This is a genomic window from Stenotrophomonas maltophilia (genome assembly GCF_039555535.1).
Lineage (GTDB): Bacteria > Pseudomonadota > Gammaproteobacteria > Xanthomonadales > Xanthomonadaceae > Stenotrophomonas > Stenotrophomonas maltophilia_Q.
On sequence record NZ_CP154630.1, the window covers coordinates 3,662,759 to 3,676,605 of the forward strand.

Here is a 13,847-nt window from a genome sequence, read left to right on the forward strand (position 1 = left end):
CTTGATGGTGCAGGGTACTGCTTATTTCTTGGCGGCGAACAGTGCGTCGAGCTGCTGCTCGAAGGCGTGGTAGCCGATGCGGTCGTAGAGTTCTTCGCGGGTCTGCATGGTCTCCACCACGTTGCGCTGGTGGCCATCGCGGCGCACCGCCTGGTAGACATTCTCGGCCGCCTTGTTGGCGGCGCGGAAGGCAGACAGCGGGAACAGCTGGATGGCGACGCCGGCCGAGGCCAGTTCATCGCGGCTGAACAGCGGGGTGGCACCGAACTCGGTGATGTTGGCCAGCACCGGCACCTTCACCGCGTCGACGAAGCGGCGGTAGGTGTCCAGATCGTAGGCCGCCTCAGCGAAGATGCCGTCGGCACCGGCCTCTACGCAGGCGATGGCGCGCTCGATGGCCTTGTCCACGCCGTCCACCTGGATGGCGTCGGTACGCGCGATCAGGAAGAAGTCCGGATCGGTCTTGGCATCGGCGGCAGCCTTCACGCGGTCGACCATTTCACCCTGCGAGACGATCTCCTTGCCCGGGCGGTGACCGCAGCGCTTGGCGCCGACCTGGTCTTCGATATGGCAGGCGGCTGCGCCGGCCTTGATCAGCGACTTCACGGTACGCGCGATGTTGAACGCGCTCGGGCCGAAGCCGGTGTCGATGTCCACCATCAGCGGCAGGTCGCAGACATCGGTGATGCGGCGCACGTCCACCAGCACGTCTTCCAGGGTGTTGATGCCCAGGTCCGGCAGGCCCAGCGAGCCGGCGGCAACACCGCCACCAGACAGGTAGATGGCGCGGAAGCCGGCGCGCTTGGCCAGCAGGGCGTGGTTGGCGTTGATGGCGCCGATCACCTGCAGCGGCGATTCGGCAGCCAGCGCCTCACGGAAGCGGGCACCGGCGGAGAAAGGAGTGGAAGCGGTCATGCGGCAATCCAGGTTGAAGTACGGGAAAGAGAGCGCAAGCACCATGCCAAGCCGCAAGCCGTTGATTTCACGGGGATGACCGCCACGCAATAGTGAAACATATGAAACATTGAAACGGCTGTATCATGAAACACCCCGCCGACCTCCCGCCGCCATGTACCTGCCCCGCTCCCCCCTGCGCCACGCCGACGCCGACCCCGGACGCCCGGTGATCTGGACGGTCAGCGTTTCGCGGCTGACCGGTCTGCTCGGCGACGTCATTCCGGAGTTCGACCGCCGCGCGCGCATCGAGCAGATCAACCTCGGTTTCGAGGAAGCGGTGGATGTGATCGGCCAACGCCTGCGCCGCGAGCACTGCGACGTGGTCATCGCCGGCGGCTCCAACGCCGCCTGGCTGCGCAGCCGGCTGGAACTGCCGCTGGTGCCGATCCAGGCCAACGGCTTCGACCTGATGGAGGCGCTGGCGCGTGCGCGGCGCATCGCCAGCCGCATCGGCCTGGTCACCCACGCCAGCGACGTACCGGTGTTCAGCAACTTCCAGCAGAGCTTTGGCCTTGATATCGAGCATCGCCGCTTCGTCACCCGCGAAGACGCCCGCGACTGCATTGCCGACCTGCGGGCCAATGGCATCGAAGTGATCGTCGGCACCGGCATGGCCATCGACCATGCCGAACAGGCCGGCCTGCCCGGTGTGCTGCTGTACTCGGCCGACTCGGTGCGGCAGGCGTTCGAACATGCGCTGGAACTGACCCAGGCGCTGGCCCGCTCCAGCGGCAACCGAGCCGCCCCGCGCCGGCGCCCTGCAGCGCGTGCCGATACGCATGAACTGCTCGGCGACAGCGAAGCGATGGCCAAGGTGCGCGCACAGATCGCGCTCTATGCACCGCATGACAGCACCGTACTGGTGACCGGCGAAACCGGCACTGGCAAGGAACTGGTGGCGCGGCAGCTGCACGCCGCCAGTGGCCGTCGCGGACGCTTCGTGGCGCTGAACTGCGGCGCCATCAGCGAATCACTGCTGGAAGCGGAACTGTTCGGGTATAGCGACGGCGCCTTCACTGGTGCACGGCGTGGTGGTCGCGTGGGCCTGGTCGAGGCCGCAGACGGTGGCACCCTGTTCCTGGATGAAATTGGCGAACTGCCGCTGCCATTGCAGACCCGCCTGCTGCGGGTACTGGAAGAACGCGAAGTGCTGCGCGTGGGCGCCACCGAACCGACCCCGGTCGACCTGCGTGTGGTAGCCGCCACGCTGCAATCGCTGGAGCAGCGCGCAGCAGCAGGCAGCTTCCGTCGCGACCTGTATTACCGGCTGGCGGCGCTGCGCATCGCCCTGCCCTCGCTGCGTGCCCGGCGCGGGGACATTCCGCTGCTGGCACAGCACTTCTTCCGCCAGCTGCGCGGCATCGACGCGCCACTGGACGAAGCTGCGATGGCAATGTTGACCGCCGCCGAGTGGCCCGGCAACGTGCGCGAACTGCGCAATCTGGTGGATCGCCTGCGCATCCACTGGCAGCCCAGTGAAGGCCCGATCGATGCTGCGCGACTGCTACAGCTGGCGCCCGAGCTGGCAAGCGAAGGTGCAACGGCACTGCCACTGGAAAGCAACGGCAAGCGCCCGCCGCGTGCACAACTGGAAGCACTGCTGCAGGAACATCGCAATGACCGCGAAGGCATGGCGCAGGCGCTGGGCGTATCGCGCACCACACTGTGGCGCTGGCTGCGCGCGGAGGGCCTGTAGAGCCGAGCCCATGCTCGGCTGCTGTCTCCGTAGAGGCAGCCGAGCAAGGGCTCGGCTCTACAGGATGCGTGCCGTCAGCGCGCCCAGCGCGCCTCTATCGCGAACCGGCCACTGCCCACCGCCGCCACCCACAGCAACAGCACACCCAATGGCACTTCGCTCAGATAGAAGAACCAGCTGAACCAATCCGGCACGCTCAGGCCAGCAGGAATGCGCGCGATACCATCGGTCAGCGCCGCCACCGCGCAGATCGCCGCCAACAGCAGGGCCGAAGGGCGGCTCAACAACCCCAGCACCAGCAGGCCACCCGCAATCCATTCAATCGCACCGAGCACCGGCGCACTGAACACCGGGAACGGGATGCCGGCATCGACCAGCGTATGCACCATGCGCTCGCGCCCGGCATCGGTGAACACCTTGTTCCAGCCGGAGACACAGAACATCACACCGGCGACGATGCGGGCGAGCAGCAACAACAACGCTTCCACGCCGCGGCGTGGTGGCGGCACGGCAAACAGGCAACGCCAGCAGGGCATGGCAACTCCGCAGATCGAGGGCATCGCAGCGAGTGTGCCTGTGGCCGACCTGCTCGCGCATGAAGCGGACCAGTCCGTTCGCGACAAACGCAGGTTTCTGTAGAGCCGAGCCCATGCTCGGCTGATGTTCTCGCAGGAGCAGCCGAGCGTGGGCTCGGCTCTACAGCAACCCCAGCACCACCCCGACTTACGGGTACAACAGGCGCTTGCTCCAGCGGCCTTCGGCACCGGCTTCATAGCACCAGCGTTCGTGCAGGCGGAACTGCGCGCCGTACCAGAACTCGATGCGGTCAGGCACCACGCGCAGGCCGCTCCAGCCGTCCGGGCGCGGCACGTCCTTGCCTTCGAAGCGGGCTTCGACCTCGGCCACGCGCGCATCGAACTCCTCGCGCGTGGCCAGCGTCTTCGACTGCTGCGAGGCCCAGGCACCGATCTGGCTCATGCGTGGGCGGCTGGCGAAATAGGCGTCGGCCACGGCATCGGCCACCTGCTCGACACGACCCTCGATGCGCACCTGGATGCCGGCCTCGCGCAGGCTGCGCCACAGGAACAGCAGTGCAGCCTGCGGATTGGCCTGCAGCTCCCGGCCCTTGTGGCTGTCCAGGTGGGTGTAGAACACGAAGCCTCGCTCATCGAACGCCTTCAGCAGCACGGTGCGCGCCGACGGACGGCCATGCGTATCTGCGGTGGCCACGGTCATCGCGTTCGGCTCGACCTCGCGGCTCTGCCTAGCCTCTTCGAACAGGCTGGCAAACGTGGACAGGGCTTCGGCGTACAGGTCGCTCATGATTGCGTTCTTCTCACACGGATTGGGCTATTGTGGCTGCATGGCCGCTGCTGCGTATATGCCCCAGGTGAAAGGATTCCCCGAAACATTGGCCGAACAGGTGCTGGACGACGCACTGGGCAGTGGCGCAGCGGTTCCAGTATTGGCGATCAGCGGCCTGCAGGGGAGCGGCAAATCGACGCTGGCCGCGCAGGTCGTGGCCCGCGCCCAGGCACGCGGCCTGAACGCGGCCACGCTGTCGATCGACGACGTGTACCTGACCCGCGCACAGCGCCAGCGGCTGGCCCGACAGGTGCATCCACTGCTGATCACCCGCGGCCCGCCCGGCACTCATGACCTGCCACTGGCCCACGGAGTATTGGACGCCGTAGCCGCACGCCAGCCCTTTGCGATGCCGCGCTTCGACAAGCTGGCCGACGAACGCCTGCCCGAAGCGCAATGGCCACGTATCGAGCAGCCCCTCGACCTGCTGGTGTTCGAAGGCTGGTTCCTGGGCACGCCCGCGCAGGATGACAACGCGCTGGACAGCCCGTTGAACGCGCTGGAGCGCGAGGCCGACGCCGATGGCCGCTGGCGGCGCTGGTGCAACCAGGCGCTGGCCCGCGACTACCCCGCGCTGTGGCAGCGCTGCGACCGCCTGTGGTTCCTGCAACCGCCGGATTTTTCAGTGGTGCCGCGCTGGCGCTGGCAGCAGGAGCAGAACCTGCAGGCCGCGCAGCCGGGCCGGCACGGCATGAGCCGGCCACAGCTGGAGCGCTTCGTGCAGTACTACGAGCGGGTCAGCCGGCAGGCGCTGCAGGCCTTGCCCGCCCTCGCCGACCACGTGGTGATGCTGGACGGACAGCGACAGGTGCAGGCGCTGCGCTGAACGCGCTTATTCGACCAGGAAAGTCACCCGCAGGTTGACCCGCCATTCGGTGATCTCGCCGCTGCCATTGGTCACCACCTTGGTCTCGTTCACCCAGGCGCCCTGGATGCCCTTGACCGTCTCGGAGACCTTCTTCAACCCACTGCGTACCGCGTCCTCCACGCTTTTCGGCGAGGAGGCGGTGATTTCGATGACCTTGGCGACCGTCATGGCCTGTACTCCGGCTGGCGCGGGAAACCCCGCAGGAACGCCCACCCTGACGTGAAGAACGTAAAGGCCGGGGCACGGAGGTGTTAGCATCAGAGGGCATGAATCCTGCTCCGAACCTGATCCTGATCGGCCCGATGGGCGCCGGCAAAACCTGCATCGGCCGCCGCCTGGCCGAGCGCTTCACGCTGGACTTCGTCGACGTCGACCAGGCCATCGTCGATGCCGCCGGCGCCAGCATCCCGACCATTTTCGAGCACTCTGGCGAAGCCGGCTTCCGCAACCATGAACGCGAGGCGCTTGCGCGCGTACTGGAAGGCCGCGGCAAACTGGTCTCCACCGGCGGCGGCGCGGTGCTGGATCCGGACAACCGTGTACTGATTGCCCAGCGCGGCTTCGTGGTCTACCTGCGGGTCAGCGTGGCCGCGCAGCTGGAACGCCTGGCCCGCGACAAGGGCCGGCCGCTGCTGCAGCGCCCGGACCGCGAGCAGGTGCTGCACGATCTGGCCGCACACCGCGACCCGCTGTACCGCGAACTGGCCGACCTCACCCTTGATACCGACCCGTATACCGCTGCCGACGCGACCGCCCACCTGGTGGTCAAGCTGGCCACGCAATGGCAGCGCCAGGACCTGACCGCATGACTTCCCCCGCCCTGCTGCAGGTCGCCGTCGGCGGCGACCGCCCTTACTCCATCACCATCGGCGCCGGTGCGCAGGCAGACGGCACCGCGCTGGCCTCGCACGTGCGTGGCCGCCACGCGCTTTTGCTCAGCGACAGCGAAGTGGCCCCGCGCTATCTGGATGCCGTGAAGCAGACCCTTCTGACCGCACGCCCCGACCTGATCGTCGGCGAGCACGTGCTGGCCGCGGGCGAAGCCTCCAAGACGCTGGCCGAATTCGGCCGTGCCATCGAAGCGCTGGCCGCGCTCGGCGCCACCCGCGACGCCTGCGTGTTCGCCCTTGGCGGCGGCGTGGTTGGCGATCTGGCCGGTTTCGCCGCAGCCTGCTGGATGCGCGGCGTGGACTGCGTGCAGCTGCCAACCACCCTGCTGGCGATGGTCGATTCGTCGGTGGGCGGCAAGACGGCCGTCGACATCCCCGCCGGCAAGAACCTGGTCGGCGCTTTCCATCCACCGCGTGCGGTCATTGCCGATACCCGCGTGCTGGCCACCCTGCCGCCGCGCGAACTGCGTGCCGGCCTGGCCGAAGTGGTGAAGTACGGTGCGCTGGGCGACGCGGTGTTCTTCGAATGGCTGCAGCAGCATGCCGATGCGCTGGTCGCCGGTGAAGACAACGTGCTTTCCGAAGCCATCGCACGCAGCTGCCGGCACAAGGCCGCGATCGTCGAACGCGATCCGTTCGAGAAGGGCGAGCGTGCCCTGCTCAACCTGGGCCACACCTTCGGCCATGCCATCGAGACCGAACAGGGCTACTCGGCCCCCGGCCGCGACGCACTGAACCATGGCGAGGCGGTGGCGGTGGGCATGGTGCTGGCGGCTCAGCTGTCCACCGACCTGGGCCTGGCCGACGATGCCGACCGCGCGCGCCTGCAGTCGCTTCTGGAACGCCTTGGCCTGCCGGTGGCGATCCCGGCCGGGCTGGACCCGCAGGCCCTGCTCGGCCGCATGCGGCTGGACAAGAAGAACGTGGCCGGCCGCCTGCGCCTGGTGCTGTGGCGGGGCATGGGCCGCGCCGAAGTGGTGCCGGACGTGGATGAGGCAGCGGTGCTGAAGGTGCTGGGCGCGGGCTGACCCTTCCGTGTTCGCCGGGCATGGCCCGTCGCTGCCGGATTGTGTCGCGGCATGAAGCGCAGCCGAGCGTGGGCTCGGCGCTACAGGTCCGTGCCGCCCCGGAGCGATACAATCGGCCCATGCACGTCTACCTGCAACATCCCGACGCCGGTGCGCAGGCACCGCGCTTCCTGCGCTTGAGCCTGCAGCCGGACCTGTTCGGCGGCTGGGAGCTGCTGCGCGAGAGCGGCCGCGTCGGCAGCCGGTCGCAGCTGCGGCGCGAGCTGTTCCTGCAGGCCGACGAAGCCCGCCATGCCTTCGAGAAAGCCCGCGATGCCGAACTGCATCGCGGCTTCCAGATCCTTTCGCACGGCGACTGACGCCGCTGCCAACTTTCGTCCAAGGAATGCCCATCGTGACCAGCCCTCTCCGCAACGATCGCCTGCTGCGCGCCCTGCGCCGCGAACCGGTGGACTGCACCCCCGTCTGGCTGATGCGCCAGGCCGGCCGCTACCTGCCGGAGTACCGCGCAACCCGGGCCAAGGCCGGCAGCTTCCTGGCCATGGCCAAGAACCCGGAGATCGCCTGCGAAGTCACGCTGCAGCCGCTGCGCCGCTTCCCGTTGGACGCCGCCATCCTGTTCTCGGACATCCTCACCATTCCCGACGCGATGGGCCTGGAGCTCTACTTCGTCGAAGGCGAAGGTCCGAAGTTCCGCCATCCGGTGCGTGACGAGGCGGCCATCGCCCGGCTGGCAGTACCGGACATGGAACAGGACCTGGGCTATGTGATGGACGCAGTGCGCCTGATCCGTCGCGAGCTGGACGGCCAGGTACCGCTGATCGGTTTCTCCGGCAGCCCCTGGACACTGGCCTGCTACATGGTGGAAGGCGGCGGCAGCAAGGATTTCGCCCGTATCAAGGCGATGGCGCTGAACCACCCACAGGCCCTGCACCGCCTGCTGGAGGTCACCACCGACGCGGTGATCGCCTATCTGGGCGCGCAACGCGCGGCCGGCGCGCAGGCACTGCAGGTGTTCGATACCTGGGGCGGCGTGCTGTCACCGGCCATGTACCGCGAGTTCTCGCTGCGCTACCTGCAGCGCATCGCCGAAGGCCTGGAGCGTGGCGAAGGCAGCGAGCGCACGCCGCTGATCCTGTTCGGCAAGGGTACCGGCCTGCACCTGGAAGCACTGTCGCAGACCGGCGCCGATGCGCTGGGCCTGGACTGGACACTGGACCTGGACGAGGCCATGCGCCGCACCGGTGGTCGCGTCGCCCTGCAAGGCAACCTCGACCCGACCACGCTGTACGCCTCGCCGGATGCGATCGCCGCCGCTGCCGCGCGCGTGCTCGACACCTATGCCGCGGGCAATGGTGGTTCGCGCGAGGGCCATGTATTCAACCTCGGCCACGGCATGTCGCCGGACATGGACCCTGCCCACGTGCAGGTGCTGGTCGACGCGGTGCACGCGCACAGCCAGCGCTGAGCATTCGGCATACGGTTGCGGCGCGATGTTGATCGCGCCGTGACCCGCAGTGCGCGATCATGGCAGCCCCCACGCTGCACCGGCCGCACCCCATGTCCACATCGCCATCGACCTACAACCGCCAGCGCCCCCTGCTGTGGCTGGTGTCCTTGGCGATCTTCATGCAGATGCTGGACTCGACCATCGTCAACACGGCGTTGCCGGCAATGGCCGCCAGCCTGGGCGAAAGCCCCCTGCAGATGCAGTCGGTGGTGTTCAGCTACGCGCTGGCAGTGGCCACCTTCATTCCTGCCTCCGGCTGGATCGCCGACCGCTACGGCACCCGCCGCACCTTCCTGGTGGCGATCATCCTGTTCACCCTCGGCTCGCTGGCCTGCGCACTGGCCCAGCACCTGCACCAGCTGGTCGGTGCGCGCGTGCTGCAGGGCATTGGCGGTGCGATGCTGCTGCCGGTCGGGCGGCTGGCAGTGATGCGGTCGGTGCCGCGCGAGGATTTCCTGCGCGCGATGAGCTTCATCGCCATCCCGGCCCTGGTCGGCCCGCTGATCGGTCCCACGCTGGGCGGCTGGCTGGTCGAGATCGCCTCGTGGCACTGGGTGTTCCTGATCAACCTGCCGATCGGCGTGATCGGATTCATCGCCGCGATGAAGATCATGCCCGACCACTACGCCAGCCATCGCACCCGTTTCGACCTGCGCGGCTACATCATGCTGGCCTTCGCGATGGTGGTGCTGTCACTGGCACTGGACGGCATCTCCGGGCTGGGCACGCCACATGCGCTGGTGATGCTGATGACCGTTGCAGGCCTGGCGGCACTGGTGGGTTACTGGCTGCATGCGGCCAATTCGACGGCGCCGTTGTTCTCGCTGGCGCTGTTCCGCGTACCCAGCTACCGCATCGGCATTCTCGGCAATCTGTTCTCGCGCATCGGCAGCAGCGCCATGCCGATGCTGATCCCGTTGCTGCTGCAGGTCGGCCTGGGCCTGGGCCCGATGAACGCAGGGCTGATGATGGTGCCGGTGGCCGCCGCTGGCATGGTCTCCAAGAAACTGGCAGTGAAGCTGGTGGAGCGCTACGGCTATCGTCGCGTGCTGATGGTCAACACCGTGCTGGTAGGCCTGGCCATGGCCAGCTTCATTCTGATGACACCCGGCCAGCACCTGGCCTGGCGCCTGCTGCAGCTGGCGTTCTTCGGCGCGGTCAATTCGCTGCAGTTCACCGTGATGAACACCGTGACCCTGCGTGATCTGGACCGCGAATTCGCCAGTTCCGGCAACAGCCTGCTGTCGATGGTGATGATGCTCGCGGCCGGCTTCGGTGCTGCTGCGGCCGGCAGCCTGCTGGCCGCGTTCGGCAATCACCTGGACAGCAACAGCGCGACCGCCGCGCTGCATGCCACGTTCCTGTGCGTGGGCGCGATCACCCTGACCTCGACGATGATCTTCTGGCAGCTGCCCGATACCAAGCCGGAGCCACGGCAGGTCGAGCACGTTGCGGAGTGAGGGTGGTTCGGCAGGGCTGCGCCCTGCACCTGCTGCAAGCCGGAGCAACAGCAACAGCCGAAGCAAAAGCTGGCTTCCTGTGGGAGGCGGGGTGGATCCGGTTGCGGGAGACGCCGTAAACCCATCCATGGGGGCTTGGCCGCGGCATCCATGCCGCGGACACTCCCGCAACCGGACCCACCCCGCCTTCGACAGTTTTCCGCGATCTGTCGGAGCACAGGGTCGGATCCCGTTGCTGCGCAACGGGCTCTGACCCCAATCTGGAATTCGATATCTGACAGATGTGTCGACCAAGGTCGACACCTACCAACAGCTGTCGGAATCTGTCGGGGGTGGGGCGGTGTGGGCTTGCAGGACCGTTGGCGCCATGGATGGCGCCATCGAGCCCCCATGGACGGGTTTACGGCGTGTCCTGCAAGCCCACCCCGCCCCGCCAACCCACGGAATGCTCGCTGTTGCTGTTGCTTCGGCCTCTGCAGGTGCAGGGCCGCAGGCCCTGCCGAACCTACCTACCCATCACCCTGGCGATCGCTTCCACCAGCAGCTCACCGGTCACCGGCTTGCGCAGGAAGCCGCCGATGCCGGCCGCCTCCACCTGCTGCTGCAGGTCCGGATCGGTGCGCGCTGTCACCGCCAGCAGCGGGAGCATGTAGCCCTGGTTGCGCAGGTGCTGGGCCAGCTCAAAGCCGCTCAGGCCCGGCAGGTCCAGATCCAGCAGACCGACATCGAAATCACCGGCACTGATCTCGCGCAGTGCCGCCAGCGCATGGCCCGCGTGCACCACTTCATGGCCGCGTGCACTCAACAGCCCGCGCACCACATCAGCCACGGTTGCATCATCCTCGACCAGCAGCACGCGCAACGGCGGCATGTTGGCCGCATCCTCGCGGTGCGCTTCGCCCTCGGCCTCTGCGCTGGCATCGACCACCAGCGGCAACGGCAGGGTCACGCCAAAACACGTGCCGCGGCCAAGCTGGCTCTCCACCTGGATACGCCCCTGCATCGCCTGCGCCAGTTCGCGGCAGATGGCCAGGCCCAGGCCACTGCCACCGTACTGCGCAGCGGTGCGGGCACCGTCGGCCTGCTCGAAACGACGGAACAGGCGCTGCTGCTGTTCCTGGCTGATGCCCGGCCCGGTGTCGCGCACTTCGAAGTGCAGCGCGCGCAGCTCGCCGTCGCTGCGCGCATGCAGGGTGATGGTTCCGCGGCTGGTGAACTTGACCGCGTTGGAGAGCAGGTTGAGCAGGATCTGCCGTACCCGCATCGCATCGCCGGTCGCCTGCAGGCCCGGCGGCAGCTGGTTGTCGAGGGTGAAGCGCAGGCCCTTCTGTGCTGCCAGCGGTCCCATCAGGGCGGCAAGATCCTGCAACAGGCAGCTCAGCGCGAACGGCTTGGACTGCAGTTCCAGCCGTCCGGACTCGATCCGTGCCAGGTCCAGGGCATCGTTGACCAGGTGAAGCAGGTGTTCGCCGGCATGCCGGATCGACTGTGTGTAGCCGCGCTGCTGCGGGTCCAGCGGTGAAGCCAGCAGCAGTTCGCTCATGCCGAGCACGCCGGTCATCGGCGTGCGGATTTCGTGGCCGAGATTGGCCAGGAAGCGGGTCTTGGCCGCCGAGGCCTGCTCGGCCAGTTCCTGTTTGTGCAGTGCCAGCTGATAGGCGTGGCGCCGCTGCAGGCGGCGGCGATACAACCAGGCAAACCAACTGGTCAGCAGAAGCGCGATCGAGGCCAGTACCAGCAGTCCGGACAGGCTGCGCCACCACGGTGGCTGCACGCGGAATTCCAGGCTCTGCACCCGCGACCAGACGTGGTCAGCCGAGCGCGCCTGTACTTCCAGACGGTAGCTGCCCGGCGGCAGGCGCGAGAACAGGCGCTCACCGGCCGGTCCCACTTCCACCCAATCGGGGTCGTAGCCGGCCAGGCGGTAGCGGTAGCTGTTGGAAGCAGAATCGGCGAACGACAACAATCGCGCGACGATGCGCAGGTCACGATCACCATCGGCAATCTGCAACGGCGTGTCGTGGGTCAGGTCGAGTACCTGCTCGTTGCGGCGGACTTCGACCCGCTCGATCACCAACGGCGCGCGCCGTACCGACGGCCGCACCTGCTCCGGGTTGAACACCACCACGCCAGCCGGTGTACCGGCCACCAGATGGCCATCGCCGGACATCGTCAACGTGTGCTCGCGGAACTCCTGGCTGGGCAGGCCGTCGTGCACGCCGTACAGGCGCACACTCTGCCCATCGGCGCCAACGCGGACCAGGCCGCGCGCACTGGTGGCCCAGGCCACGCCCTGCGCATCGACCACCAGCCCGGAGGCGGAGATCGCCGGATAGCCCTGCTCCGCGCCGACCACGGCCTGCCGCTCCAACCGGCCCTGGCTCCAGCGGTAGCGCGACAAGCGACCATCCTCCGACAACCAGACCTGGCCATCGCGGCCCACGTGCAGCGCATGGATCGCCGTCGCCGGTGCACCCGGCACCGGCTGGAAGCGCTCGCTTTCCGGCAGCCACTGCAGCAGGCCACGGCTGCTGGCCAGCCAGATGTGGTCCTGCGGTCCGCATTCCACGTCGAGGTTGAGCTGGCCCTGCTGCAGGCCGCGCTGGCCGTTGTCCAGCTGGCGGCGCAGGCGACCGTCGAGGTCACGCTGCTGCAGGCCTGCAGGCAACATCAACCACAGACTGTCGCCGTCGCAGGTCATCATCGACTCGATGACCCCTTCCATGGTTGCGTCGGCCCCGGCATCACGGCCCCAGCGACGCAGGTCACGCCGCTTCGGGTCATAGCGCAGCAACGCATCGGTCGAGCCGATCCAGACCTGGCCACGGCGATCCTCGCGTACCGAGGACAGCCAGTACATGCCATTGACCCAGGTGCGGTGCTGCTCGATCTTGCCGGTCTTGGGATCGAACCGGTCCAGCGCGCCGTGGCTGCCGACCGTCCAGATGCCGCCATTGCTGGAAGGGCTGGTGCCCAGCACGAAGGCATTGCGCAGCGAGCCAGCATCATCCTCCAGCCGCGACAGCACGGAGAACTGCCACCAGCGCGGCAGCAGGTGCCACAGGCCGGCATTGGTACTGGCCAGCCAGATGCCGCCTTCGCGGTCCTCGTAGGCGCCAGTCCAGTTCGGCCGCACCGGCCCACGCGCAACGGCGCTGTACAGCGGAACGGTCTGGTACTGCCCATCCACGGCCCGCCCCAGCCCGGTACGGGTATCCAGCCAATGCCCGCCCTGTTCATCGCGCAGCATCATGCCAAGCACCTGCTCGCCCGGCGGTAGTTTCCATGGCGGCGATTCAAAACGCCCGTCGGGGCGACGCACCGTGGCGCCGGCCATCGTACTGATCCACAGGCTGCCATCGGGTTCGCTGGTCAATCCATTGATCAGCAGGCTGGGAATGACATCCGTGCCGACCCGCTCGAAATCGGTGCCGGTCCAGCGCGCCACGCCATGCTTGGTGCCGACCCACAGGCTGCCATCGGCCAGCGTCGCCAGGTACGGCACCGAGGCGGCAGGCAGGCTGCGCGGATTGTTGGCCTCGGGCAGGAAACGCTGCAGGCGGTCCTGGCTGTCCAGCCGGTACAGCCCACCTTCATGGGTGCCGAACCAGATCGCACCGTCGGGTGTGGTCGCCAGGCTCCAGACCGTGTTGGTCCCCATCAACGGCTGGCTGCTGCGGTCGTAGAAATGCAGCTGGCGGCGGTCGGCCGACATCCGTACCAGGCCCGCATTCTCGGTCCCGATCCAGAGCTGGTTGCGCGCATCGACCAGCACCGTCCAGACGCGGTTGTCGCGCAGGCCATCCTCCGAGCGCCAGATCCGGTAGTTGCGCCCGTCGTAACGGGCCAGGCCGTCTTTGGTGGCGATCCACAGGTAGCCGTAGCGGTCTTCGGCCATGCGGTTGACGGTATTGGACGGGAGGCCGTCGAACACCGTCACCTGGCGCGGGCTCGGTGGCACCGGCTGCGCGGCAGCGGGTGACAGGCCGCACAGGAGGATCAGCAGCAGCATCGCCGCCCGCAGATACGCCACCGATTGCCTCCTCACGCTGCCCTGATGATTCCCGCGCCGC

12 protein-coding genes are annotated in these 13,847 nt (G+C 67.7%); 7 read left to right on the forward strand and 5 right to left on the reverse strand.

The features are described from left to right. Nucleotides 1–21 precede the first annotated feature (21 nt). Complete coding sequence (gene prpB, locus AASM09_RS17010; RefSeq protein WP_010482769.1) at nucleotides 22–915, reverse strand: methylisocitrate lyase; 894 nt, start codon at nucleotides 913–915, stop codon at nucleotides 22–24. A 154-nt stretch (nucleotides 916–1,069) separates the two neighbouring features. Here prpB and prpR point away from each other — a divergent pair, with 154 nt between their 5' ends. Then, nucleotides 1,070–2,653 carry a propionate catabolism operon regulatory protein PrpR gene (prpR, locus tag AASM09_RS17015; RefSeq protein ID WP_049430067.1) on the forward strand — a complete coding sequence of 528 codons (1,584 nt, stop codon included), beginning with the start codon at nucleotides 1,070–1,072 and terminating at the stop codon, nucleotides 2,651–2,653. Nucleotides 2,654–2,727: 74 nt separating this feature from the next. Here prpR and AASM09_RS17020 read toward each other — a convergent pair whose 3' ends face one another. Both AASM09_RS17020 and pdxH read right to left on the reverse strand, forming a co-directional pair. After that, a complete protein-coding gene (locus AASM09_RS17020) occupies nucleotides 2,728–3,189 on the reverse strand; it encodes a DoxX family protein (protein WP_049430066.1) in 462 nt (153 codons plus the stop codon). A 187-nt stretch (nucleotides 3,190–3,376) separates the two neighbouring features. After that, a complete protein-coding gene (gene pdxH / locus AASM09_RS17025) occupies nucleotides 3,377–3,976 on the reverse strand; it encodes a pyridoxamine 5'-phosphate oxidase (RefSeq protein WP_049430065.1) in 600 nt (199 codons plus the stop codon). A gap of 40 nt (nucleotides 3,977–4,016) precedes the next feature. Here pdxH and AASM09_RS17030 point away from each other — a divergent pair, with 40 nt between their 5' ends. Next, a complete protein-coding gene (locus AASM09_RS17030; RefSeq protein ID WP_049430064.1) occupies nucleotides 4,017–4,844 on the forward strand; it encodes a kinase in 828 nt (275 codons plus the stop codon). Nucleotides 4,845–4,850: 6 nt separating this feature from the next. On the opposite strand, the gene AASM09_RS17035 is transcribed toward AASM09_RS17030, so the two are convergent. Beyond that, nucleotides 4,851–5,054 (reverse strand): dodecin family protein, encoded by a 204-nt coding sequence (locus AASM09_RS17035; protein ID WP_005410663.1) that lies wholly within the window; start codon nucleotides 5,052–5,054, stop codon nucleotides 4,851–4,853. Between the two features lie 98 nt (nucleotides 5,055–5,152). Here AASM09_RS17035 and AASM09_RS17040 point away from each other — a divergent pair, with 98 nt between their 5' ends. The 5 genes from AASM09_RS17040 to mdtD all read left to right on the forward strand — a co-directional run bounded on the left by AASM09_RS17040 (nucleotide 5,153) and on the right by mdtD (nucleotide 9,774). Then, nucleotides 5,153–5,695, forward strand: coding sequence for a shikimate kinase (locus tag AASM09_RS17040; RefSeq protein WP_049430063.1), 543 nt, complete (start codon nucleotides 5,153–5,155; stop codon nucleotides 5,693–5,695). Continuing rightward, the gene (gene aroB / locus AASM09_RS17045; protein ID WP_049430062.1) at nucleotides 5,692–6,804 is read left to right on the forward strand and encodes a 3-dehydroquinate synthase; all 1,113 of its coding nucleotides are present in this window, start codon (nucleotides 5,692–5,694) and stop codon (nucleotides 6,802–6,804) included. The genes AASM09_RS17040 and aroB overlap by 4 nt, the downstream gene beginning before the upstream one ends. 119 nt (nucleotides 6,805–6,923) lie before the next feature. After that, complete coding sequence (locus AASM09_RS17050) at nucleotides 6,924–7,163, forward strand: WGR domain-containing protein (RefSeq protein ID WP_032127800.1); 240 nt, start codon at nucleotides 6,924–6,926, stop codon at nucleotides 7,161–7,163. A 26-nt stretch (nucleotides 7,164–7,189) separates the two neighbouring features. Then, nucleotides 7,190–8,272 (forward strand): uroporphyrinogen decarboxylase, encoded by a 1,083-nt coding sequence (hemE, locus tag AASM09_RS17055; protein WP_012481016.1) that lies wholly within the window; start codon nucleotides 7,190–7,192, stop codon nucleotides 8,270–8,272. A 92-nt stretch (nucleotides 8,273–8,364) separates the two neighbouring features. Further along, a complete protein-coding gene (gene mdtD / locus AASM09_RS17060) occupies nucleotides 8,365–9,774 on the forward strand; it encodes a multidrug transporter subunit MdtD (protein WP_010482759.1) in 1,410 nt (469 codons plus the stop codon). A 505-nt stretch (nucleotides 9,775–10,279) separates the two neighbouring features. Here mdtD and AASM09_RS17065 read toward each other — a convergent pair. Further along, complete coding sequence (locus tag AASM09_RS17065) at nucleotides 10,280–13,807, reverse strand: hybrid sensor histidine kinase/response regulator (RefSeq protein WP_343368549.1); 3,528 nt, start codon at nucleotides 13,805–13,807, stop codon at nucleotides 10,280–10,282. Between the last annotated feature and the right edge of the window lie 40 nt (nucleotides 13,808–13,847).

Bases quoted from the DNA above. Each gene is read 5' to 3' on its own strand.
- prpB (WP_010482769.1), bottom strand. From the start codon at position 915: ATGACCGCTTCCACTCCTTTCTCCGCCGGTGCCCGCTTCCGTGAGGCG.
- prpR (WP_049430067.1), top strand. From the start codon at position 1,070: ATGTACCTGCCCCGCTCCCCCCTGCGCCACGCCGACGCCGACCCCGGA.
- AASM09_RS17020 (WP_049430066.1), bottom strand. From the start codon at position 3,189: ATGCCCTGCTGGCGTTGCCTGTTTGCCGTGCCGCCACCACGCCGCGGC.
- pdxH (WP_049430065.1), bottom strand. From the start codon at position 3,976: ATGAGCGACCTGTACGCCGAAGCCCTGTCCACGTTTGCCAGCCTGTTC.
- AASM09_RS17030 (WP_049430064.1), top strand. From the start codon at position 4,017: ATGGCCGCTGCTGCGTATATGCCCCAGGTGAAAGGATTCCCCGAAACA.
- AASM09_RS17035 (WP_005410663.1), bottom strand. From the start codon at position 5,054: ATGACGGTCGCCAAGGTCATCGAAATCACCGCCTCCTCGCCGAAAAGC.
- AASM09_RS17040 (WP_049430063.1), top strand. From the start codon at position 5,153: ATGAATCCTGCTCCGAACCTGATCCTGATCGGCCCGATGGGCGCCGGC.
- aroB (WP_049430062.1), top strand. From the start codon at position 5,692: ATGACTTCCCCCGCCCTGCTGCAGGTCGCCGTCGGCGGCGACCGCCCT.
- AASM09_RS17050 (WP_032127800.1), top strand. From the start codon at position 6,924: ATGCACGTCTACCTGCAACATCCCGACGCCGGTGCGCAGGCACCGCGC.
- hemE (WP_012481016.1), top strand. From the start codon at position 7,190: ATGCCCATCGTGACCAGCCCTCTCCGCAACGATCGCCTGCTGCGCGCC.
- mdtD (WP_010482759.1), top strand. From the start codon at position 8,365: ATGTCCACATCGCCATCGACCTACAACCGCCAGCGCCCCCTGCTGTGG.